We start from the raw sequence: 22,620 nt of genomic DNA, 5'->3' as shown, positions 1-22,620 counted from the left end.
CTGTTTTCAACACACTGTGCGGGTCTAGAATCCTGTACATGGATTCCCCAACCCGGTGCATGGGCATTGCGATGCACAATCTGCCCTTTTTGGTTTTTTGATGCTCACACTTCGCCCGGAACTGCAGACCCCCCTGGTGAGCCAGATCGTCGACGGCCTGCGGGGCATGATTGCCGGGCAAGCGCTGAAAGCGGGCGTCAAGCTGCCCTCCATTCGCGCTTTTGCCGCCATGCATGGCGTCAGTGTTTTCACTGTGGTAGAGGCTTACGACCGCCTTGTGGCCCAGGGTTGGCTCGTTTCCCGGGCCAATGCCGGGTTTTTCGTCAAGCGCAGGGGCGATGATGGTGCATCGGGTGTGCCGTACGCGCAGCCCCCGCAGCCGAAATTTGACGCCCGCTGGTACCTCAAGCAGATTTTTGAAAACCGCAACCTGCCGATGAAACCCGGTTGTGGCTGGCTGCCGCACGATTTCCTGTTCGGCGACGCGCTTCGCCGCAGCATGCGGCACCTCTCGGCAGATGGCTCCTCCCTGGAAGGTTACGGCCTGCCTTATGGGCATATGGCCCTGCGCATGGTCATTGCGGAGGCGCTCGCTGAAAACCAGATATCGGTCGAGGTGGACCAGGTGCTGCTGACGCAAGGCTCCAGCCAGGCGCTGGATCTGGTGGCCCGGCAACTGGTCAAACCGGGAGACACCGTGCTGGTCGACAGCCCCGGTTATCCCAACCTCATGTTCATGCTGCGTTTTCTGGGCGCCAACCTTGTAGGGGTGCCGCGTACCCCCACGGGTTACGACCTGGCTGCGCTGGAGGCGCTGCTGGCCGAGCACAAGCCCAAGGCCTTCTTCACCCAACCCCGTTTGCAAAGCCCGACCTGCTCGATTGCGTCCGCGGCCCATCTGCACCGCTTGCTGCAACTGGCCGAGACGCACAACTTCACGCTGGTAGAAAACGATATTTACGCCGACATGGACCCGGTCTCGCGGTCCACGCTGGCAAGCCTGGACCAGCTGCAGCGCGTGGTCTACATCGGCAGCTATTCCAAAACAATTTCCCCTAATCTGCGCGTGGGCTACCTGCTGGCGCGAGGCGACCTGATCGAGGACCTGGCCCAGCTCAAGATGATTTCGGGCCTCACCTCGTCCGATATCGCCGAACGGCTGACTTTCGGGGTGGTCACCGACGGCCGCTGGCGCAAGCACCTCAAGTCGCTTCGCGAGAAGCTGGCTGTGGCGCATCGCAAGACCGAAAAGAACCTGACCGGCCTGGGGTTTGAGCTTTTCCATGAGCCAGGGGCCGGCATGTACCTGTGGGCCCGGCACCCGGACCTTCCCGATGGGGCCGTCCTGTCCAAAGAGGCTACGCCCGAGGGCATCATGCTCGGCCCGGGACAATTGTTTCTGCTGGAGCCCCATCCGACGGGTTGGCTCCGCTTTAACGTGGCTTTCAGCGACGATGAGCGCATATGGCGCTTTTTGTCACACCGCATTGATCTGGGCCGGCAAGCTGCCCTATAAGCGGGGGCATCCCCCTCAAACCTATAATCAAAGGCTTAGCCAAAGCGGGTGAGCCCGAGGGCGCCGCCTTGCCAAAACCACTATTGCAGACCATGAGCCATCCCACCTCCACGACAGCCTCCACGTCAGCTTCAACGCCCGTATTCACCGTCTCGGACATTCGCAAGACATTTCTTGATTTCTTTGCGTCCAAGGGCCACACCGTGGTGCCGTCCAGCTCGCTGGTGCCGGGTAACGACCCTACGCTGATGTTCACCAACTCGGGCATGGTGCAGTTCAAGGATGTGTTTTTGGGCACTGACAAGCGCCCTTACGTGCGCGCAGCGTCGGTACAGGCCTGCCTGCGCGCCGGCGGCAAGCACAACGACCTGGAGAACGTGGGCTACACCGCGCGCCACCACACCTTCTTTGAAATGCTGGGCAACTGGAGCTTCGGTGACTACTTCAAGCGCGAATCGCTCAAATGGGCCTGGGAACTGCTGACCGAGGTCTACAAGCTGCCGCCAGAGCGCCTGCTGGCCACGGTGTACGAAGAAGATGACGAGGCCTATGACATCTGGACCAAGGAGATTGGCCTGCCGCCCGAGCGCGTCATTCGCATCGGCGACAACAAGGGCGGGCGCTACAAGTCCGACAATTTCTGGATGATGGCCGACACCGGCCCCTGCGGTCCGTGCTCCGAGATCTTTTACGACCACGGCGACCACATCCCCGGCGGCCCGCCCGGCAGCCCCGATGAAGACGGCGACCGCTTCATCGAGATCTGGAACAACGTGTTCATGCAGTTCGACATGGCCGCCGACGGCAGCGTCACCAAACTGCCGGCGCCCTGCGTGGATACCGGCATGGGCCTGGAGCGCCTGGCCGCCATCCTGCAGCACGTGCACAGCAACTACGAAATCGACATCTTTGCCGAGCTGATCAAGGCGGCATCACGCGAGACCGGCGAAAAAGACCTGGGCAACAAGAGCCTGTTCGTCATTGCCGACCACATCCGCGCCACTGCCTTCCTCGTGAGCGACGGCGTCAACCCGTCCAACGAAGGCCGGGGCTATGTGCAGCGCCGCATCATCCGCCGCGCGATCCGCCATGGCTACAAGCTGGGCAAGAAGACGCCGTTCTTCCACAAGCTGGTGGTCGACCTGGCTCGTCTCATGGGCGATGCCTATCCCAAGCTCAAGGCCGACGAAGCCCGCATCACGTCCGTGCTGAAAGCCGAAGAAGAGCGCTTCTTCGAAACGCTGGAAATCGGCATGACCATTCTGGACACCGCGCTGGCCGGTGGTGCCAAGGTGCTGCCGGGCGACGTCGCCTTCAAGCTGCACGACACCTACGGCTTCCCGTTGGACTTGTCGGCCGACGTGTGCCGCGAGCGCGGCGTCGAGGTGGATGAAGCCGGCTTCAAGGCTGCGATGGACAAGCAGAAGAACCAGGCACGCGCCGCCGGCAAGTTCAAGATGGACCGTGCGCTGGAATACAACGGCGAAGGCCACGCCTTTACCGGCTACGAGTTGCTCGAAGAGCCCGCCAAAGTCGTCGCGCTGTATGCCGACGGTGTGGCCGTGCAGGCACTCAATGCAGGCCAGAGCGGCGTGGTGGTGCTGAGCACCACGCCTTTTTATGCCGAAAGCGGCGGCCAGGTCGGTGACCAGGGCCGGCTCACGGCCGCCGGCTCCACCTTCACGGTGGACGACACGCTCAAGATCAAGGCTGATGTGTTCGGCCACCACGGCACTCAGGAAGAGGGCACGCTGAAAGTCGGCGACACCGTGACCGCGCAGGTCAACACCGCGTTGCGCGCCGCCACCGTGCGCAACCACAGCGCCACCCACCTCATGCACAAGGCCTTGCGTGAAGTGCTGGGCGACCACGTGCAGCAAAAGGGCAGCCTGGTGAATGCCGAGCGCACGCGCTTTGACTTTGCGCACAATGCGCCCGTCACCGACGCGCAGATCCGCGAGATCGAGGCGCGCGTCAATGCCGAAATTTTGTCCAATGTGGCAACCGATGCCAGCGTGATGGCCATGGAAGATGCGCAGAAGTCCGGCGCGATGATGCTCTTCGGCGAAAAGTACGGCGAGACCGTGCGCGTGCTGACGATCGGCTCCAGCAAGGAGCTCTGCGGTGGCGTTCACGTCAAACGCACCGGTGATATCGGCCTCTTCAAGATCGTGGCCGAGAGCGGTGTGGCCGCGGGTGTGCGGCGCGTGGAAGCCGTGACCGGCGAAAACGCGCTGGCCTACTTGCAGTCGCTCGAGTCCACGGTGGAAGCAGCGGCAGGCTCGCTCAAGGCCAGCCCTTCCGAACTGCAAGGCCGCATCAGCCAGGTGCTGGACCAGGTCAAATCGCTGGAGAAAGAAATCGCCGCGCTGAAGGGCAAACTGGCTTCTTCACAAGGCGACGAGCTGGTCACGCAGGCTGTTGACGTCAAGGGCCTCAAGGTGCTGGCCGCGAAGCTCGAAGGCGCCGACGCCAAGACGCTGCGCGACACCATGGACAAGCTGAAAGACAAACTCAAGACCGCCGTCATCGTGCTGGCCGCCGTCGACGGCGACAAGGTGCAGATCGCCGCGGGCGTGACCGCCGACAGCGTTGGCAAGGTCAAGGCCGGTGAACTGGTGAATTTTGTGGCCCAGCAGGTGGGCGGCAAGGGCGGAGGCAAGGCCGACATGGCCATGGCCGGCGGCACCGATGCGTCCAAGCTCGGTGATGCGCTGAAGTCTGTGCAGGCCTGGGTGACCGAGCGCGCCTGAGGCAGGCCGTCAAAGCGCTATTAATTTGATAGCTGCTCGCGCAAGGTAATAAAGGGCTGGAGGCCAATTTCGTTCAGAAATTGGCCTTTTTCCATTCTTTTCTCACTCCACGGCGGCCCAGAACACCGCAAACCAGCTTTGCGGGTCGGTCCAGTAGCGAACCTGCCCGAATCCGGCTTGCCGCAGCAGCGCCGTCATGCTTTCCACGGTGTACTTGTAAGAGCATTCGGTGTGGATGCGTTCGCCGGCGCCAAAGCGCCGCGCATGCCCGGGCCAGCGCACCGTAAGGTCCGACAAGGCTTCCAGGTGCATTTCGATGCGCGACTCCGCGGTATTGAAGAGCGCCACGTGGCGCCACTGGCGAACATCAAAATCCGCCCGCAGGAGCTCGTTGACGTTGAGCAGCAGGTTTTTGTTGAAAGCGGCCGTCACGCCCAGCGCATCGTCGTAAGCCGCCTCCAGCCGTGCAGTGTCCTTCACCAGGTCAATGCCCAGCAGCAGGCCGTGCGCCTTGCCTTGTGCCGGATCGGCGATGTGCTGTAAAAACTGCAGGGCCTGCGCCGGATGAAAATTGCCCAAGCTGGAGCCGGGGTAGAAAAACACCCGTTCCTGGCTTTGCACTTCGCGCGGCAACACCAGGCCGGACGAAAAATCCATGCCCAGGCCGACGATGTCGAGTGCGGGGAAGCTGTTTTGCACCTGCGCGGCAGCATCCCTCAAAAACTCCACCGAGATGTCGACCGGCACATATTGCCGCGGCTGAAGATGCGGAATGAGCGCGGCGGCCTTGGCGCAATTGCCGGCGCCCAGGTCGATCAGGCAGGCGTTGTGGATGCCGTTCGCGCTCAGCGTGGCGGCGATTTGCGGGTAGGACGCTGCAAATATGGCGGCCTCGGTGCGGGTTGGGTAGTACTCGTCCAGGCCCGTAATCGCCTCGAAAAGTTTCGAGCCCAGCTCGTTGTAAAAGAATTTGGGGCTGATGGTGGCCGTGGGCTCAAGCAAACCCTCTTCCAGCTCCTGCGCCACATTTTGGGTCTGGCCCGATTGCGACTCGTTGTAGAGGTTGATGAATTGCGGCGATGCCGTTGGCAGGGCCTCAGCCAGGCCGGGAAATTTGAGGGGCAGGTTCACGTTGGGTCAGCCAGTTAAGTGATATCGACAGATTTAAAAGCAGATAGCGAAACGCCTTTGTAGGACTGAACCGCTTTGGGCGCAAGCGGTGCCGGCCAAATGCTGTCCTATATAGGGTTCTTTTTGGACCGCGCGCTGGGCTGAGCGCGGTTTCACCGCCATCTGTACTTCCTGTGTCACTTGGTCGCGGAATGCTGCCATTTCTTACAAAAAGCCGGGTCCGCCCCGGTATTGCGCGAGCGCCTCAGGGCGTTGACCGAACCTGGCCTGTGTTCCCCTGTGCGAAGTGCTGCAGGGTGTCACCGGCCATGCGGTAGCGCACCCATTCAGCTTGCGGCCTGGCACCCAGCGACTGGTAAAACTGGATGGCCGGCTCGTTCCAGTCCAGCACGCTCCATTCGAGCCGCCCGCAGCCGCTGTCAAAAGCCAGCCGGGCCAGGTGGCGCAACAGCCGCTTGCCGGCCCCACTGCCGCGGTGTTGGGGCGATACGTACAAATCCTCCAGGTACATGCCTTTGCGGCCCAGCCAGGTGGAGTAGCTGAGGAAATACACCGCAAAGCCCACGGGCTGGCCGTCTATCTCGCAGATGATGGCCCGCGCAGGCGTCCCGGCCTCAAACAGGCTGCGCTCGATGTCTGCGACGCTCGCGATGACCTCGTGCTCTGCTTTTTCATAGATGGCCAGTTCCACGATGAAGGCGTGAATCGCTGCGGCGTCGCCGGCTTGCGCATTCCGGATATGGATGTTCATGAAGTTCCTGTGATTTGTGTGAAGGCGCCGGCTGGCGCATGCAGCGGATGCTATACGGTCCCTAAAATGCAGGCAGTGCCTGTTCTTGCAGCGATAGAAGTCGTCCGCCCCATTTACCCTCAACCTGCGTACCAACACCTGGGCCCATGCCGACCCCGTTTATTTCCCGCCGCCATTTCCTGCAGCAGACAATCGCCGCCGGCTCAGGTGTCGCCGCGCTTCCCGCAATGTCGCAGGGGCTGACCGGCCCGGCCTACGAGTTGGCTCCCTGGGCGGGCCCATTGGCAGCGTTCTCGCTGGTGGACACCACCGGCAAGACCTGGCGCCCGGCCGATTTGCGCGGCCGTGCCGTGCTGCTGAATTTCTGGGCCAGCTGGTGCGAACCCTGCCGCGCTGAAATGCCGACGCTGCAGCAGATTGCCGACCTCTACGGCGACGACAAACTGTTGGTGCTGGCCATCAACTTCAAGGAGCCGGCAGCGCGTGCGCTGCAGTTCGCCAAAACCACCGGCGTGACGCTGCCGGTGCTGCTGGACCTGGATGGCAAAGTCGCCCGGGGCTGGGGCGTGAAGGTTTTCCCGACAACCTTGATGATTGACCGCAGCGGCTGGCCGCGCCAGCGCGTGACAGGCGAGGTCGACTGGACCAGCCCCGCCGCCGAAAAGTTGATTGCCGGGCTACTCAAACCTTGAGGTGGCTGCCAGTGGCGGGGGGGGCGGGGCAAGGCAGAGGCGATAATTGCGGCCCAGACATCCTGCAGCATCTTTACCTGCCGCGGTGCACGTCGCCCTCACCCCACCCGGAGATCTTTTTGATGACCACCGTACGCCGAGCCTTTCTGAAAAATACCGCGGCAGCTGCCGTAGCCGCTGCATTGCCCACCATCAACTTTGCCCAGACACCCGCCGCCGCGCCCAGCCGCAGCAATTTCGCACCCCAAAGCGGCGCCTGGCGCACCTTTGATGTGACCACGCGCGTTGACATCCTCAAACCGCAAGGCGTGACCAAGGTGTGGCTGCCGATTCCCTCGGTCAACAGCGACTACCAGCACTCGCTGGAAAATGGTTTCTCCAGCAACGGCACCGCCAAGCTCATGCAGGACGGCCAGGACGGCGCGAAGATGCTTTATGTGGAGTTTGCGGCCACTGAAACAAAGCCCTACGTGGAGCTGACCAGCCGCGTGCAGACACAAGGCCGTGCGATGGACTGGTCACAGAAAACCGCCCCAGCCGGAAGCGCCGACACGCTGCGTTACTTCACGCGTCCCACAGTCCTCATCCCGACCGACGGCATTGTGCGCAAGACAGCAGTGGCCGCCACTCAGGGTGCCAAGACGGATGTGGAAAAGGCGCAAAAACTCTACGACTGGATTGTGGCCAACACCTACCGCGAACCCAAGGTGCGCGGCTGCGGCGAAGGCGACATCAAGACCATGCTGGAAACCGGCAACCTGGGTGGCAAGTGCGCTGACCTGAATGCGCTGTTTGTGGGCCTGTGCCGCTCCGTGGGCCTGCCGGCACGTGACGTGTACGGCATTCGCCTGGTGCCTTCGGCCTTCGGCTACAAGGAACTCTCGGGCAACCCCGCCAGCCTGAAGGGCGCGCAACATTGCCGCTCCGAGGTTTACCTCAAGGGCTACGGCTGGGTGGCGATGGATCCGGCCGACGTGGCCAAGGTCATGCGCCTGGAAACGGCCGAGTGGATCAAGACCACCGCCAACCCGGTGGTGGCGCCCGTGAACAAGGCGCTGTTTGGCGGCTGGGAAGGCAACTGGATGGCCTACAACACCGCGCACGACGTTGCGCTGCCCAAGGCCAGCGGCGAGAAGCTCGGCTTCTTCATGTACCCCGTGGCTGAAAACGCGGCTGGCCGTTTTGACTCCTACGCACCGGATGATTTCAAGTATCAAATCACTGCAAAAGAGGTCAGGGCTTAAGTGTCCCTGCGGCGTGCGGCCTAAAAAAGGCTGATGATGCAGGAAACAATGGGACTGCGGAGCCGGCGGTTTTAAGGACGGCTTGCTCAGAGCGCTTTCATCGTTTGGATCATGTCGTCAACTTGCTTAACGCAAAAAGCTGGGTGAAACTGGACGGAAAATTTGCGGGGTTTCACGGAATTTTTATAACTGTATAAATTTACTGTGTGTGGGCTTGAAACCCAGCATGCAAGCGGCTTACAGGGGTTTTAGATGTCCAGATTAGATTGCAAGCGCCAGGTTATATCGCAGGTTTTGCGGCATACATTACGTTAAGTCTCATATATGGCACGCACTGACAAGCTCTCGAAGTTGGTCGCACTCTATGACGATCTGCACAGCGAACTCGCGACCGTAGAAGATGAGCGTACCTTGCAGCTATGCGAGAGCTGGAAAAAAGCTCGACCGATTTACGCTGAGCCTACCGGGGAACACCCGAGGTCCGCGCTTGCAACAGGCATGGAACAGGGCTTGCGAGAGACACCCATGCTGTTGAAATCGTTACCACCTGCGATGCGGGCGCATGCTGCAAAGGCGCTCGACCGTGCGATCGCTATCCATTACCCTGAATTCTCTGCTAAGGAGGAAGCGCGGCTGGAGAAAATCAAGGCGCGCGGACGGATACGAGGGGAAAATGAGTTCTACTTGGCGCGTCACCAAGTGGATGTCTTGGAAGGAAATGCGCAGCGAAGGGAAGAGCTCGAGAAGTGGTACGCCTTGGTTGACGAATTTGAGGCGCGGGGTATATGAGACTTAACATTTCGCTCGGCACGGACACGCAGCTGCAGAATGCCGCTTCGCGGCGCATGCTGCGTGCCGGGCAGCTTCGACGTTAGACCTCATGGACTCCATCGCACATCAACTCACGAAGCTATCGCTCTGGGGCTTGCCGCTTTTATGGCTTGCTCTAGCCGTGTTTGTATGGCTTCGTCACTCATGGCTTGCTGGTGCTTGCTTCGCTATAGCTGGCCTCAGCGGTTTGCTCTGGAACTTATTCTTTTTGCCGGTCGGCGTTGGCCGTCCTGCAGAAATCTGGCGCGCAATGGTCTTCGTCGAATATGACGAAGCTCCTTTGGGTCACGTTCTTTCGGTATACCTCCCGTTGCTTTCAAAGCTGTCTCTAGTGGCAGCAGTTGCTATGCTTGCTTTCAAGCGTGCGGTTTAACCCATCATTCCAGCGGGCCGCCTTTGGCGGCCGCTGAATTCAAACGTTCAAACTCTACAAAGACAATGGTGCGGCGAAGATCTCTGAAGGGAGTTGCGTGTGGTCTCGCGACATCTTTTGCAAGCAGAAATAACGATGCTGATGGCTATTGGGCCATGGGAAAGCTCCTTAGGTACGCAAATGTCTCAGGTGCGACGGAGCTCCTAATTGAATTGCTGGCGGCAAGCGATCAACCTCTCCCCGAAAATACAATTGGACTCGTAGCAGATCGATACAGAAAGCAATTGGGCAAGCAATTGGCAACGCAACAACTGTCGCCGTCATGGGCTGTTGCGGCGAGGGTTCATATTGACTTTTCGGTATCGGAAGACGACTTGAAGCGGCATATGATCTTTGGAAGAGGGCAACCTTTCGGTTGTGTCGTTGAGATCGTCGATGACAATGGTCGTATGTATTCCGCCAAAGCGTATGGGCGGGTCACAGAGCATGATCCAAGAAAAGAGTCTCGCAGTGTCAGGCGCGACGAGTTTTAACAGGTTGTTTGTCACGGAAATGCAGCAGCAAAATGCCGTTGCGCGGCGTATGCTGGCCGCCGTACAACGTCGACGTTAGGCGTCATGAACCCACGCACTGCACTCCTTCTCGTTGGAATAGCCCTTGCCGCCGTTGCAACGCACGCCGCACCCGAAGGCGCTTTGCCGCCCGAAGTCGTCCAGGTCCAAACGGCTGGGTACTGGAAGAACGGATCGCGTGAAGGGACATACCGTGCCGTGGTTGTTCAGGAGGGATGGGAACATGTTTGGTCAAGGCTTCGAGTTGAATGGGTCGCAGCGCCGTCCTCGCGCGGAGGGAACTTTGAGGTTGTTTCCACCGCAACGCCCTTGTTACCCGTAGCGGAAGGAACCACCTTGCTCGACGTAACGCTCCAGCCGAAGCCGGGCAAGGGTGTCGTTCTCACGGTTGTGGCTACGGAGAACATGCCGCCTTTTCGGAAGTCGTCGTATCAGTTTCTTGCCACGACGCCAGGAAGAGTCGAGCGAGTTGGCCGCCAGAAATGACGCCTGACCCTACCGTCGAATGCGCAGTCACAAGCGGGCTTGGTCCGCTTGTGACTGCGGCTCATGCCAAACGTCAGGTCGCGTAAGAACAGCTGCCCATGTCCAAAGCCATTCATTTCATTGGCGCGCTCTTCGCGATGGGGCTTGTATGGTTTCTTGCCCTCGTGGGCTTGGTCGAGTGGCTGGCGCCGGGCATCGTGTCGGGTTATGGCTTTGTCGCAATGTTCGCCACTTGCTTGCTACTCGCCGGATACACCGCATGGAGGCTCTTTGTCCGGCGACGTCCTTAGCAAGGTTCCACGGTCTAACGGGTCGCTCGATACGGAAAACGTCGCGGCGCATTGCCACTGCGTGCCGGCCAACTCCAATGTCAGGCTTCATTAAATTTTTAAACGCTCTGCCCACGACATGATCCACTTGACTCGAACAACTATCGCGCTATTCTTTATCTCGATTCTTCCATTGCAACTATGTGCAGCTGAGACGAGTTTGACTCCCGGTGAAAAAGTTATCGCCGTAGCCTCCGTTCAGCCGGTAGAGAAGTTTTCAATTGAAAATGCGCCAAACGGCCTGGATATCATCTTTCCCGGCCCGGCCTTCTTCGTGAAGAAGGGGGTTGAAAAGAATCGAATCAACGAACTTAAGGCGACGCTGGAAAAGCAGGCCTTCAACGTACAAGAGGAACTTGCATCTGCCACCTTGAGTGCTTTGAGGGAGGCCAACCAAAGCGCCATACCGGGAGATGGAATCAAGTATGAAAAGGACGACCCAACGTCGATTGACTACAAAAATAGCGTAGTCACTGCGGACAGCATACTGACAGTGACCATATCGAATATGGGACTTTATTCCAGTCGACTAAAGACGACGTTCGCCCCCAGACTGAATGTCTCGTTTGAACTCGTAGACATAAAGACAGAGAATTCGATCTATTCGCAATCCATCAGTTATGGCGCAGACGCCAATAAGAATTCGGATGACGAGATCACCGCCAACGCGAATTACACGTTCGCATCGTTCGAGGATGCCCTCAATAGAGCGACAGAGCTGATTGAGGCGTATCGAGATGGAATCAAGAGGACGGCGCAACTCGCTGCTCAGCAAATAAAAAAGGCGCATTAGGCGGCACGACCGGTGGATGTAAGTCAATTGCGCTTTTCGCACGCCATGAAAAACCTACCCCATCATTCCAGCGGACTGCCTGCGTTAACCGTTCACCTCAAACGTTAGGAATCAAGGAACACATGCTTCACGACCCGTGGCTTGGCCGATGGCTTCCGATGCTCCAGGAGTCCGTTGGCTCACTGCCGGTGTTTGAGATCGGCTGTGGGACAGGCGCAGACACCTCCACCTTGGTTGGTGCCGGCCTTTCCGTTCTCGCCTTCGATCTTTCCGCCACTTCTGTCGCCGCTGCGAGGCTCCGGGCACCTCAGGCACGCATCTCATGCCAGGACATCAGGGATCCGTTTCCCCTCCGCCCCGGCGAAGCGGGTGCCGTTGTGGCAAGCCTCACCCTGCACTACTTTCCATGGCAAGAAACCCTGGAACTTGTGAGCCGGATCAGGCAGACGCTCACGCCGGGTGGGCTGCTCTTGTGCCGACTGAACTCGGTTGAGGACAAGAACTTTGGAGCCGCCGGGTACCCTGCCATTGAGCCAAACTACTACCTTGTTGACGGCCAGGCCAAGAGGTTCTTTGATGAGCGGGGCGTCGACGAACTGTTCGCAACCGGATGGCAGGTCTTGTCCAGGGAGCACCAGACGACCAACAAGTATGTTCGCGAGAAAGCATTGTGGGAGGTCGTGGTCCGACGCGGCGCCTGACCCATCCTCCAGCAGACCGCCTTCAGCCTGGCGCCAGGGGCGACATATCCCAAGGCCTGATCAAGGCCGCAGGTCCCGCAGCGCCAGCCGGCTTTCAAAGCGTCGTTGCTCGCCCGTTACCGGGTCCATGAAGGCAATGGATTTGGCCAGCAGCTGCAGCGGGTAAAGGTAATCGTCGTCGGGCGTCACTTCCACCGGCGGGTACATGCGGTCATTGAGCAGCGGCAGGCCTAGCGCGTTCATGTGCACGCGCAGCTGGTGCTTCTTGCCTGTCACGGGGCTGAGTGCATACAGTGCTTTGTCACCCTTCACATCGAGCACATCGATCAGCGTTTCGCTGTTGGGCTGGCCCTCTATTTCACGCTGCCGAAAAAATGGCTCGTCTTCGATGATGCGGCTTTTGCGCGTGAGGGGAAAGCTGATGTCGCTACGCCATGGGGCCACGGCTTCGTAGTGCTTGGTGACCTCATGCCGGCGAAACAGTGACTGGTAGGCATCGCGCTCGGCCGGGTTGATTGAGAACAGCACGAGGCCCGCGGTTTCGCGGTCAATGCGGTGGATGGGCACCAGGCCGTCGATGCCGAGCCGGTTTTTCAGGCGTACCAGCAGCGTCTCCTGCAGGTAGTGGCCCGAAGGTGTGACTGGCAAAAAATGCGGCTTGTCGGCCACGACAAGGTGTTCGTCCTGGAACAGCACGGTCTCTTCAAACGGAATGCGGGGTTCTTCGTCCAGTGCGCGGTAGTAGTACACGCGCATGTGGCCGCGGTAGGGGCGTTCGGCGGTGACGGCTTCGCCAAATTCATCGACCACCAGTCCGTCTTGCATGCGTTGCAGCCATACTTCGCGCGATATCGCCGGGAAGCGTTCCACCAGAAAGTCAGTGATGCTGGGCCAGCTGCCGGCCGGAAGGCCGACGCAGCTGGGGCTGATGCCAGCCCGCGTGGGCATGCCGTGCAGTCCTAGTTTGGGTGTTTTGCTCACACCCGCACAACCGCAAGATCAGGCACGCACAAACACGACGTCCCACACGCCGTGCCCCAGCTTGATGCCGCGGTTTTCAAATTTGGTCAGCGGGCGGTAGGCTGGCTTGGGCGCATAGCCGCCGGCGCTGCTGTCTGCAGTGTTTTTGAGTAGTGGCTCGGCGCTCAGTACTTCAAGGATCTGCTCGGCATAAGGCTGCCAGTCGGTGGCGCAGTGCAGGTAGCCGCCGGGCTTGAGGCGGGCGGCCAGCTTGGTGATCAGCGGTGGCTGGATCAGCCGGCGCTTGTTGTGTTTTTTCTTGTGCCAGGGGTCGGGGAAAAAGATGTGCGCGCCATCAAGGCTGGCGCGGGGGAGCATGTCGTCAATCACCTCGACGGCATCGTGCTGCAGGATGCGGATGTTGGACAGCTTCTGTTCGTCAATGCGCTTGAGCAGGGCGCCTACGCCGGGCGTGTGCACTTCGCAGCAAATGAAGTTCTTTTCGGGCATCAGCGCGGCAATATGCGCCGTGGCCTCGCCCATGCCGAATCCTATTTCGAGGATGGTGGGGGCGCTGCGCCCAAAGGTTTTTTCAAAATCCAGCGGCGCATCGGCATACGGCAGCAAAAACTTCGGGCCCACGTCGGCAAAGGCCTTGGCTTGGCCGGCCGTGGTGCGGCCGGTGCGGCGCACAAAGCTGCGGATGTTGTGGGGCGGGTGGGTTTCGGCGGGCGCGCCTTCGGATACGGCAGGCGGCACAGGGGGAAGGGTTTCAATCACCCGGTAATTTTAGTCGCCCAGAGCGGTATGGCCTGCTGAAGCCAGGCGGCGGGTGTCTCTGCGTTGGCTATACGCTCTACTTCCAGCCCCAGCGTTTGGCCCGCCTGGGCCAACAGCGCCAGCGGTTGGGAGGTGTCCAGCGGCTGGGCACTGTTCTGTTTGGACAGCTTCTCGCCGTTGGCGCCCAGCACCAGCGGCGTGTGCAAATAGCGCGGCAGCGGCAAGCCGAGCGCGCGCTGCAGCAGGATTTGCCGCGCGGTATTGTCGGCAAGGTCCTCACCGCGCACGATGTCGGTGATGCCCTGGGCTGCATCGTCCACCACCACGGCGAGCTGGTAGGCCCAGAGGCCGTCCGCCCGTTTCAGGACAAAGTCGCCGACCTCGCGGCTGACGTTTTGCATCTGCGTGCCCAGGCGGCGGTCGTCCCATCGGACTTCGGCTTGTGCGGGAGCCGCTGGCGTGGTATCGGCTGCTATTAAATTGATAGCCGCTCGCGCATGTTCTGATTGGGCTAGAGCACTATTTTGTACATAATTTGGGGTCAAAAACCGCCATGCACGCGCAGCACGGCCGTGCAGCCCGTTGCGGCAGGTGCCGGGGTACACCAGTTCGCCATGGCGTTCGCGTGGCTGCCCGGACGCGGCCAGCGCCCGCGCAATGTCTTGCCGTGTGCAGGCGCAGGGGTAGGCCAGTCCCCGGGTGACCAGTGAATCCAGGGCGTTCTGGTACAGGGCGCCGCGTTGTGACTGGTAAACCGGCGCTTCATCGGGCACCAGGCCGCAACAGGCGAGCTGTTCAAGAATGACGCGGTCTGCGCCAGGCACGCAGCGCGGGGTATCGACATCTTCGATGCGTACCAGCCAGTGGCCCTGGTGCGCCCGGGCATCCAGCCAGCTGGCCAAGGCCGCTACCAGCGAGCCCGCGTGCAACGGGCCTGTGGGAGAGGGGGCAAACCGGCCCCGGTAGGCCGTGTTCAGATCACGGACAGGGCCATTTCAAGGCCCGAGACAAAGCCGTCTTCGACGCGGTGGCCCAGGCACCAGTCGCCGCAGGCGCCAATGCGCGATTTGGCGTCCCAGGCGTGTGTTTTGCCCAGCGGCTGCTGCGTCTGGGCATAGCGCCAGCGGTGCACGGCCGCATGCGGCGGCTGGGCGCGGATGCCGGTGACTTCAGTGAAAGCCTTCAGCAGCTTGGCCTTGACGCGCTCGGCATCGTCTTCCAGGTGGCGTTCCGACCATTCCGGGCTAGCCTGCACGGTCCAGCGTTCGATCGGGCTGCGTCCGGGCTTGGACGATTCCCGCGCCAGCCATGCAATGCGGTGGTGCGTGCTGCGCGCTGCATTCCAGTGGGGGCCCAGATGCGCCATGGTGGGCTGCATCGCCTGCGGAAAAGCCAGCATCAGCGTCCAGCAGGGGGCAACGCTGACCTCTGACAACTCAGCCACCAGGGGCTTTGCCTGTTGCGAGCTGAGCAACAGGGCCTGCGCCTGCGAAGACGGCACCGCCAGAATGACGGTGTCAAAGCCCGAATGGACGCGGCTGTCTGCGCCGGGTCCTTCGGTTTGCAATTGCCACTGGCTGGCGTGCAGCTTGTCGGGTTCGATCCGCATGACTTCGGTTTCCAGCGCGAGCTGGCCGGCAGCATCGAGGGGCTGGGCCCACAGCCGCACCAGTGCGTTCATGCCGGGTGAGGCGACCCAGTGGGCTTCCTTGGGCGGCAGCGCCGAGGCCACGACACGGCCGAGTTCGTCGAGGATGCGCACGGTGTTGGCGCTCCAGGGCCGGACCAGCCCTGTGGCGGTGGCCAGGGCCTTCTCAAAACGCGCATCCCGCACGGTGAAATATTGCGTGCCGTGGTCAAAACCGCCGAATTCGCTTTCGCGTGTGGCCATCCGGCCGCCAGCGCTACGGCTTTTTTCAAACACCGTGACGCGGTGGCCCGCCTGCACCAGGGTGCGGGCGCAGGCAATGCCTGCAATGCCCGCGCCTATGACGGCAATGCGGCGCGGAGCCGCGGATTCAGGGGAGCGGATGGATTTTTTTGTCATGTCTTTGTACTTTGTGCGGTTTGACGAATGGGCGTGCTACGGATCGTTCAAGCGATTTGCGACGTCCCGGCGTATGTCATCACATCTCAACCATAAACGAAAACTTCAAGAACCTGTTTCAAGCACACTCTACACGCAGCCGCGGCGCATGCGCATTTATTGCGTGCCACTACGGGTTTTCATGCAGACTGATCACGCTCCAGCAGGGCTTTTCGCGTGGCGGGATTCTCCAGCCGCTTGAGCCACCACTGCAGCGCGCGCCCGCCATGCCCATCAACGGAGCGCAACCATGCGTAACTCATGGGTACCAGGCGTGGGGAACGCTGCATTTTTTTCTCGACCAGCCTGCCGGTGGCGACATGGGGGCGTGCAAGGTATTCAGGCAAGAATCCGCCACCCAGGCCCCGCAGCTGGGCCTGTAATTTTTCCTGCATGCCGGGCACCGTAAAAATATCCTGACCGCCGAGCAGGCCCACGGTGATGCCGCGGCCACGCTGCACGGAATCCGCCACGGCCACGGCCCGGTGGGGCATCAACATCGCATCCGTTATCGGTTCAGCAGCTTTTGCCAGCGGATGGTGCGGCGCCACTGCGTAGATGAAATGAATGCTGCCCAGTGTCTTGTGTTGCACCGACGTGTTGACGGACGGTTCCATGGCCACCCCGATGGCCAGGTCTGCCTGGCCCGAGGTAAGCGCTTCCAGCGTGCCCGACAACGCTTCTTCGCGAATCCGCAGGCGTGTGGGCGGGTTCAGGGCAAAAAAAGCCTCGCACAGCTCCATCACGGTGGTGCGCGAGATCACGCTGTCCACAGCCAGCGTGAGTTGGGGCTCCCAGCCGGTGGCGACGCGTTTGACGCGGTTGGCTACGGCGTCGAGTTCGGCCAGCAGGCGGTTGCCTTCACGCAGCAGTTCCTTGCCGGCCTCGGTCAGTTTGGCCTGGCGTGATGACCGGTCAAACAGCAGTACGTCGAGGGCGTCTTCCACCTGGCGGATGCGGTAGGTAAGGGCGCTGGGAACCAGGCCCAGCTCGCGTGCCGCAGCCGCCATGCTGCCGGCCCGGTGCACGGCGCCAATCAGGCTGAGGCTCTCCGGGGTCAGGGCGTCGCGAATCCGGTTATTGCTCATTGAGGGAAATATCATTCAAATAATTTGAATGATGCCATCAAAATGCAGCAATGAAAAGCGGGGTGCCCGCGCCTACATTGGAGTCATTGCAACGCAGTTCAACGCACCTTGAAAGGAGCACCTCATGATGACTTTAAGAACATCCGGCGAACGCGGTTACGCCGACCACGGCTGGCTCAAATCTTTTCATTCCTTTTCGTTCGCCGGCTATTACGACCCGGCCCACATGGGTTTTGGCAACCTGCGCGTCATCAACGAAGACCGCATTGCCGCCGGCCGCGGCTTCGGCACCCATGGCCACAAGGACATGGAAATCATCAGCTATGTGCTGAGCGGTGAGCTGGCGCACAAGGACAGCATCGGCAACATCAAGGGCATTCCGCCCGGTGATGTGCAGCGCATGAGCGCGGGCACTGGTGTACAGCACAGCGAGTTCAACCACGCAGACGGCCAGACCACGCATTTCCTGCAGATCTGGATCGAGCCCAATGTGACCGGCATTCCGCCCAGCTACGAGCAAAAAACATTTGCCGATGCTGAAAAGCGCGGCACGTTGCGGCTGGTGGCTTCGCCCGACGGCAGCCAGGGCTCGGTGCTGATCCATGCCGATGCCAGGCTCTATGCAGGCCTCTTCAACGGCGCGGAAACCGCCACGCTGGCACTCGACGCAAAGCGAAAAACCTATGTGTTCCTGATTCGCGGACAGCTTGAAGTCAACGGCCAGGTGCTGAAGGCCGGCGACGCTGCTGCGCTGCAGGCAGAAGGCACACTGCAACTGGGCCACGGCGAGGACGCCGAGGTGCTGGTGTTTGACCTGGCACCGTAACGACCGGTCACATGCTGTAACCCATCACCCAGGTCAGGTGCCGACTGCGTACAGTCGCATGGTGCTTGCCCAGAGTGTTTTTTTCCTCCATCATTTCCCCGTTTACTTTTATTTATAAGGACTCATCATGCTCAATTCCCTGCAAAACCCTCTGTCCCTGATCGGCCGCCTGCTGCTGGCCCTGTTGTTTGTACCTGCCGGTTTTTCCAAGATTGCCGGCTTTGCAGGCACGGTTGGCTACATCTCGTCCAAGGGCGTGCCGCTGCCTGAAGTCGCAGCCGCCATTGCCATCGTGGTAGAGCTCGGCCTGGGCGTCCTTTTGGCCGTGGGCTTCCAGACGCGCTGGGCGGCGCTGGCCATTGGCGTCTTCACGGTCGTCATCACCTGCATCTTTCACGCGTTCTGGACCGACCCCACGCAACAAATGATGTTCTTCAAGAACATGGCCATCGTCGGCGGCCTGTTCACCGTCGCGGCTTTCGGTGGCGGCGCCTGGAGCGTAGACGGCAAGACCAAGGGCTGATCCATCAACAGGGCTGCAGCTTTGGGCATGAAGCCCTGCTGCAGCCTTTTTGTTTGCCTGCTTTAGATTTCAACCCTCTGCCGCGAAAGATACCGAATGTCCAAAGTTGTCGTGATTTACCACTCCGGCTACGGCCATACCCAACGCATGGCGCAATCAGTCGCCGAGGGCGCGGGCGCTGAACTGGTGGCTATTGATGCCGAGGGCAACCTGCCCGAAGGCGGCTGGGAAACCCTTGATGCCGCCACAGCCATCATCATGGGATCACCCACCTACATGGGCAGCGTCAGCTGGCAGTTCAAGAAGTTTGCCGATGCTTCGTCCAAACCCTGGTACACCCAGGCCTGGAAGGACAAGCTGTTTGCCGGCTTCACCAACAGCGCAGCCATGGGCGGTGACAAGATGTCGACGCTGAATTACCTCTTTACTTTGGCCATGCAGCATGGCGGCATCTGGGTCAGCCAGGGCGTGTTGCCCAGCAACAGCAAGGCGGCGGTGCGCAGCGACGCCAACTACCTCGGGTCTTACAGCGGCGCTGTCGCACAATCGCCATCGGATGCAGGTGCCGGCGAAATGAACGCGGGCGACCTGGACAACGCCCGCAACTTCGGGCAGCGCGTGGCCGGTATCGCCGCGAGATTCGCTCCCTAAATCGGCTGTCTAAACCAGCTTTCTTTTTACAGGAATTGTCATGACCGTTGAACTCAGGCGCAACCCTCCGGCGGAGCTGGCCCAGCATCTGCAGATCCGCAGCCACGAGCTGATTACCGACGCTACGCTGGCAGAAGGCGGTGACGATGCCGGCCCCTCACCCCATGACCTGTATGACGCGGCGCTGGGCGCGTGCAAGGCCGTGACGGTGATGTGGTACGCCCGCAAGAAGGGCATCCCCGTCGACGAGATAAAAACGCAGGTTGAGCGGGACGACTCCCAGGAGCGCGCGGGCGTCTACAAACTTGCGACCAAGCTCCAGATCAGGGGTGCCTTGACGGACGCCCAACTGCAGGAATTGCACACCGTTGCCCAGAAATGCCCGGTGCACAAGCTCATGAGCACCGTGACGACGGAAATCACGACGGACGTGGAACGGCTGACATGAGCGCTGCACTGAAACTGGCCGGGCATCACAAGGACCTGGGCGGCGGATTCATGGTGCGCCGCCTGCTGCCTTCTGCGCAGCAGCAGTCTGTCGGCCCTTTCATTTTCTTTGACCACTTCGGCCCGGTGACCGAACAATCCGGTACCAACCATGACGTGCGGCCGCATCCGCATATCGGCCTGGCCACCGTGACCTATCTGTTCGAAGGCGCCATGATGCACCGCGACAGCATCGGCTCTGCCCAGCGCATAGAACCCGGTGCCATCAACTGGATGACGGCAGGGCGGGGCATTGTGCACTCGGAGCGCGCGCCCGACGACCTGCGTGACACCTCATATGTGAACCATGGCCTGCAGCTGTGGGCTGCCTTGCCAGCAGAGTTTGAAGAAACAGCGCCCGGCTTTTCACACACGCCTGCGGATAGCATCCCAGAGGTATCCGTGGACGGCGCGGTGGTGCGCGTCCTGGTCGGTGAGGCATTTGGAAAAGTCTCGCCCGTCAAGACTTTCTCCAAAACCCTTTACCTGGATGTGGCGCTGGCGGCAGGCACGCCTTTCACGTTGCCGCCGCTGGCAGCGCAGATGGCGCTGTATGCGGTGGATGGCGACTTGCTGCTGGACGGCGAGCCGCTGGCAATGCACACCCTCGCGACCCTCTTGCCCGGCGCTGCGGTGCAGCTCACTGCAAACACCCCGACGCGCCTGGTGGTGATCGGTGGCGACGCACTGGATGCGCACCGCTTCATGTGGTGGAACTTTGTTTCCAGCCGCAAGGAGCGCATCGTGCAGGCCGGTGAGGACTGGGCCGCCCAGGCCATGGGGCAGGTGCCCGGGGAAACCGAATTCATCCCGTTGCCCGAGCGGAAGTTCACTGCGAACTGAGATTCGGCAAAAGGTCTCGAGAGAAAGCGCAGCATTTAAGATCACGCGATGCAAATTTTCAGCCTGCTTCCCTGGTCCGACTGGATGGCCATTGCCTGGTTCTTTGGCGGCTGGATGGGCTATGCCTGGTTTGCCCGGCACTATGGTGTAAAACGGTCTTCGCTGCTGCGCACCACCAACCGTTACCGGCACCACTGGCTGATGCAGGCCACGTCACGCGACCCGCGTGTGATCGACGGCATCATCACGCAGAACCTCTCCAGCACGCCGGCGTTCTTTTCGTCCACCACCATCATCATCATCGGCGGGTTGTTCGCGCTGCTGGGCACCACCGACAAGGCGGCCGAGCTGGTGCGCGAAATCCCGTTTGCCGTGCGCACCTCGGTACTGATTTTCGACCTCAAGGTGCTGATGATGGTGGGTGTCTTTGTCTACGCCTTTTTCCGTTTCAGCTGGTCGATGCGCCAGTACACCTTTGTCGCCTTGCTGATTGGCTCCATGCCTTCACCGCAGGAGTTTGAGGTCGGTAAATTTGACCGCGAAGTCTTTGCCACACGCGCCAGTCGCATGGTGGCCCTTGCTGCTGAAACCTTCAACGACGGCCTGCGTGGCTACTACTTCAGCTTTGCCATCATGGCCTGGTTTTTTTCCACCTTTGCGTTTGCGCTGGCCACTGCCGTGGTGGTGCTGATTTTGTACAACCGCGAGTTCAACTCGGACGTGCTGGACGTGTTGCGCGAATAGCCTGACAGTGCTTCTCAGGGCCGGCCATCGGGCAGGTCACGCGCCAGGCGCAGGCCGCTGAACTGCCAGCGGGCATCGGGCGGGAAAAAGTTGCGGTAGCTGGCGCGTATGTGGCTTTGCGGCGTGGCACACGAGCCGCCGCGCAGCACAAACTGGTTGCACATGAACTTGCCGTTGTACTCGCCCACCAGGCCTTCCCAGGGCCTGTAGCCGGGGTAGGGGTTGTAGTTCGACTGTGTCCATTCCCAGACGTCGCCGTACATCTGGGCCGGCAGGCCGTGGCTTTCCTCCTGCTGCGGCAGGGGGTGGTATGCCGTCTTTTCCACAAAGTTGCCTTGCGGCATGGGGCTGGCTGCCACGCTGCGCGCTGCCAGCTCCCATTCAAACTCTGTCGGCAGGCGTGCACCGGCCCAGCGCGCAAAGGCATCGGCTTCAAAGTAGCTGAGGTGGCAGGCCGGCGTGTTCGGGTCTACATCAATCAGCCCTTGCAGCGTGAAGTGCTGGTAATTCCCATCGCTGCCCTGCCAGTAAAAGGGCAGGCTGACGCCGTTCTCAGTCACCCAATCCCAGCCCATGGAAAGCCACAACTCCGGGCGCTGATAGCCCCTGTCGGCGATGAAGGCCATGAATTCGCCGTTGGTGGCGGGCCGGCTGGCCAGTTCGAAGGCCGCCACATACACCTTGTGGCGGGGCGTTTCGTTGTCGAAGGCAAATTCACCGTCGCGTCCCGCATCAAAGCCGTGTTCCACCAGACCTGCGTCGTGGTGCACCCAGTTCACCGGCTGTGGGTGTATGCCCGCCAGCGGCCAGCGGCTGGCATAGGCGGGACGTGCCGGATTGAAAGACAGTGCATGCTTGATGTCCGTCAGCAGCAGTTCCTGATGCTGTTGCTCATGGTGCAGGCCAAGCGTGACCAGGCTGACCAGCTCTTTTTGCTGCACGGCGTCGGTGCCGGCTTCCACCTGTGCGATCACTTCCAGCATGCGCTGGTCGACCTGTGCACGGTAGGCCAGCACTTCGTCGAGAGAGGGGCGGCTGATCAGTCCGCGTTTGGGCCGCGGGTACTTGTCGCCTACGCCGTTGTAGTAGCTGTTGAACAGCACCCTGAAGCCTGGATCAAACGGCTTGAAGCCGGATTCAAACCGCTCGAGGATGAAAGTCTCGAAGAACCAGGTCAGGTGAGCCAGATGCCATTTGGCAGGGCTGGCGTCCGGCATGGACTGGAGCTGGCAGTCTTCGGGGCTCAGGGGTTTGATCAGGGCTTCGGTTTGCGCCCTGATGGCCATAAACCGCACGGCCAGCGGAGACTGCCGCGTCTGGAGGGCGTGGGAGCGGGAGAGTGATGGTTCTGTAGGCATGATGGCTACCGTATGGATGGGCGCGACAGGGGGCTGACCCATGACCTGCACAAAAGGGAAACGGTGAAGTTCGGTGTGATAGCGATGAGCGGCTTAAAAGCTT

General features: G+C 60.7%; 25 protein-coding genes. 16 read left to right on the top strand and 9 right to left on the bottom strand.

Annotated elements, in window-relative coordinates; translation table 11 throughout:
* The first annotated feature begins 100 nt into the window (after positions 1-100).
* Together AC1DYR_RS02815 and alaS are read left to right on the top strand one after the other, a co-directional pair.
* Complete coding sequence (locus AC1DYR_RS02815) at positions 101-1,516, top strand: aminotransferase-like domain-containing protein (protein WP_477703736.1); 1,416 nt, start codon at positions 101-103, stop codon at positions 1,514-1,516.
* 92 nt (positions 1,517-1,608) lie between these two features.
* Positions 1,609-4,269, top strand: coding sequence for an alanine--tRNA ligase (gene alaS / locus AC1DYR_RS02810; protein ID WP_477703735.1), 2,661 nt, complete (start codon positions 1,609-1,611; stop codon positions 4,267-4,269).
* Between the two features lie 102 nt (positions 4,270-4,371).
* On the opposite strand, the gene egtD is transcribed toward alaS, so the two are convergent.
* Positions 4,372-5,400 (bottom strand): L-histidine N(alpha)-methyltransferase, encoded by a 1,029-nt coding sequence (gene egtD, locus AC1DYR_RS02805; protein ID WP_477703734.1) that lies wholly within the window; start codon positions 5,398-5,400, stop codon positions 4,372-4,374.
* A 244-nt stretch (positions 5,401-5,644) separates the two neighbouring features.
* A complete protein-coding gene (locus tag AC1DYR_RS02800; protein ID WP_477703733.1) occupies positions 5,645-6,151 on the bottom strand; it encodes an N-acetyltransferase family protein in 507 nt (168 codons plus the stop codon).
* Between the two features lie 146 nt (positions 6,152-6,297).
* Between AC1DYR_RS02800 and AC1DYR_RS02795 the strand changes: the two genes are divergently transcribed.
* The 5 genes from AC1DYR_RS02795 (at position 6,298) to AC1DYR_RS02775 (ending at position 9,824) form a co-directional block, all read left to right on the top strand.
* The gene (locus AC1DYR_RS02795; protein ID WP_477703732.1) at positions 6,298-6,843 is read left to right on the top strand and encodes a TlpA disulfide reductase family protein; all 546 of its coding nucleotides are present in this window, start codon (positions 6,298-6,300) and stop codon (positions 6,841-6,843) included.
* Between the two features lie 122 nt (positions 6,844-6,965).
* The gene (locus AC1DYR_RS02790; RefSeq protein ID WP_477703731.1) at positions 6,966-8,087 is read left to right on the top strand and encodes a transglutaminase-like domain-containing protein; all 1,122 of its coding nucleotides are present in this window, start codon (positions 6,966-6,968) and stop codon (positions 8,085-8,087) included.
* A gap of 324 nt (positions 8,088-8,411) precedes the next feature.
* A complete protein-coding gene (locus AC1DYR_RS02785) occupies positions 8,412-8,876 on the top strand; it encodes a hypothetical protein (protein WP_477703730.1) in 465 nt (154 codons plus the stop codon).
* Between the two features lie 91 nt (positions 8,877-8,967).
* A complete protein-coding gene (locus AC1DYR_RS02780) occupies positions 8,968-9,291 on the top strand; it encodes a hypothetical protein (protein WP_477703729.1) in 324 nt (107 codons plus the stop codon).
* 155 nt (positions 9,292-9,446) lie between these two features.
* Positions 9,447-9,824, top strand: coding sequence for a hypothetical protein (locus AC1DYR_RS02775; RefSeq protein ID WP_477703728.1), 378 nt, complete (start codon positions 9,447-9,449; stop codon positions 9,822-9,824).
* A 75-nt stretch (positions 9,825-9,899) separates the two neighbouring features.
* Here AC1DYR_RS02775 and AC1DYR_RS02770 read toward each other — a convergent pair whose 3' ends face one another.
* Positions 9,900-10,088: a hypothetical protein gene (locus AC1DYR_RS02770; protein WP_477703727.1), complete on the bottom strand. Its 189-nt coding sequence runs from the start codon at positions 10,086-10,088 to the stop codon at positions 9,900-9,902.
* 359 nt (positions 10,089-10,447) lie between these two features.
* On the opposite strand from AC1DYR_RS02770, the gene AC1DYR_RS02765 reads away from it, so the two are divergent.
* The 3 genes from AC1DYR_RS02765 to AC1DYR_RS02755 all read left to right on the top strand — a co-directional run bounded on the left by AC1DYR_RS02765 (position 10,448) and on the right by AC1DYR_RS02755 (position 12,172).
* On the top strand, positions 10,448-10,639 hold the full coding sequence (locus tag AC1DYR_RS02765; protein ID WP_477703726.1) for a hypothetical protein: 192 nt from the start codon (positions 10,448-10,450) through the stop codon (positions 10,637-10,639).
* 118 nt (positions 10,640-10,757) lie between these two features.
* On the top strand, positions 10,758-11,471 hold the full coding sequence (locus AC1DYR_RS02760; RefSeq protein ID WP_477703725.1) for a hypothetical protein: 714 nt from the start codon (positions 10,758-10,760) through the stop codon (positions 11,469-11,471).
* Between the two features lie 122 nt (positions 11,472-11,593).
* Positions 11,594-12,172 (top strand): class I SAM-dependent methyltransferase, encoded by a 579-nt coding sequence (locus AC1DYR_RS02755; RefSeq protein ID WP_477703724.1) that lies wholly within the window; start codon positions 11,594-11,596, stop codon positions 12,170-12,172.
* A gap of 60 nt (positions 12,173-12,232) precedes the next feature.
* Here AC1DYR_RS02755 and AC1DYR_RS02750 read toward each other — a convergent pair whose 3' ends face one another.
* The 5 genes from AC1DYR_RS02750 to AC1DYR_RS02730 all read right to left on the bottom strand — a co-directional run bounded on the left by AC1DYR_RS02750 (position 12,233) and on the right by AC1DYR_RS02730 (position 17,086).
* Complete coding sequence (locus AC1DYR_RS02750; RefSeq protein WP_477703723.1) at positions 12,233-13,120, bottom strand: RluA family pseudouridine synthase; 888 nt, start codon at positions 13,118-13,120, stop codon at positions 12,233-12,235.
* Between the two features lie 51 nt (positions 13,121-13,171).
* Positions 13,172-13,891 (bottom strand): tRNA (guanosine(46)-N7)-methyltransferase TrmB, encoded by a 720-nt coding sequence (gene trmB, locus AC1DYR_RS02745; RefSeq protein WP_477704123.1) that lies wholly within the window; start codon positions 13,889-13,891, stop codon positions 13,172-13,174.
* A gap of 17 nt (positions 13,892-13,908) precedes the next feature.
* Positions 13,909-14,889 carry a tRNA glutamyl-Q(34) synthetase GluQRS gene (gene gluQRS / locus AC1DYR_RS02740; protein WP_477704122.1) on the bottom strand — a complete coding sequence of 327 codons (981 nt, stop codon included), beginning with the start codon at positions 14,887-14,889 and terminating at the stop codon, positions 13,909-13,911.
* A complete protein-coding gene (locus tag AC1DYR_RS02735) occupies positions 14,886-15,959 on the bottom strand; it encodes an NAD(P)/FAD-dependent oxidoreductase (RefSeq protein ID WP_477703722.1) in 1,074 nt (357 codons plus the stop codon). Before AC1DYR_RS02735 ends, gluQRS begins: the two co-directional genes overlap by 4 nt.
* 179 nt (positions 15,960-16,138) lie before the next feature.
* Positions 16,139-17,086: a LysR family transcriptional regulator gene (locus AC1DYR_RS02730; protein WP_477703721.1), complete on the bottom strand. Its 948-nt coding sequence runs from the start codon at positions 17,084-17,086 to the stop codon at positions 16,139-16,141.
* A gap of 124 nt (positions 17,087-17,210) precedes the next feature.
* On the opposite strand from AC1DYR_RS02730, the gene AC1DYR_RS02725 reads away from it, so the two are divergent.
* From AC1DYR_RS02725 to AC1DYR_RS02700, 6 genes are all read left to right on the top strand, one after another.
* On the top strand, positions 17,211-17,912 hold the full coding sequence (locus tag AC1DYR_RS02725) for a pirin family protein (RefSeq protein WP_477703720.1): 702 nt from the start codon (positions 17,211-17,213) through the stop codon (positions 17,910-17,912).
* A gap of 127 nt (positions 17,913-18,039) precedes the next feature.
* Complete coding sequence (locus tag AC1DYR_RS02720) at positions 18,040-18,435, top strand: DoxX family protein (RefSeq protein WP_477703719.1); 396 nt, start codon at positions 18,040-18,042, stop codon at positions 18,433-18,435.
* A gap of 96 nt (positions 18,436-18,531) precedes the next feature.
* The gene (locus tag AC1DYR_RS02715; protein ID WP_477703718.1) at positions 18,532-19,086 is read left to right on the top strand and encodes a flavodoxin family protein; all 555 of its coding nucleotides are present in this window, start codon (positions 18,532-18,534) and stop codon (positions 19,084-19,086) included.
* Between the two features lie 40 nt (positions 19,087-19,126).
* A complete protein-coding gene (locus AC1DYR_RS02710) occupies positions 19,127-19,534 on the top strand; it encodes an OsmC family protein (protein WP_477703717.1) in 408 nt (135 codons plus the stop codon).
* Entirely contained in the window at positions 19,531-20,415 is an 885-nt protein-coding gene (locus AC1DYR_RS02705) for a pirin family protein (RefSeq protein ID WP_477703716.1), read from the top strand. Before AC1DYR_RS02710 ends, AC1DYR_RS02705 begins: the two co-directional genes overlap by 4 nt.
* Positions 20,416-20,463: 48 nt before the next feature.
* Complete coding sequence (locus tag AC1DYR_RS02700; RefSeq protein WP_477703715.1) at positions 20,464-21,159, top strand: DUF599 domain-containing protein; 696 nt, start codon at positions 20,464-20,466, stop codon at positions 21,157-21,159.
* A 14-nt stretch (positions 21,160-21,173) separates the two neighbouring features.
* Here the strand turns inward: AC1DYR_RS02700 and egtB are convergent, their stop codons facing one another.
* Positions 21,174-22,517, bottom strand: a complete 1,344-nt coding sequence (gene egtB / locus AC1DYR_RS02695; protein ID WP_477703714.1) for an ergothioneine biosynthesis protein EgtB — start codon at positions 22,515-22,517, stop codon at positions 21,174-21,176.
* Between the last annotated feature and the right edge of the window lie 103 nt (positions 22,518-22,620).

The organism is Polaromonas sp. P1_F9 (genome assembly GCF_056405615.1).
The sequence above is the reverse complement of the archived record's forward strand: the minus strand, read 5'-3'. Positions and strand labels throughout refer to the sequence as shown.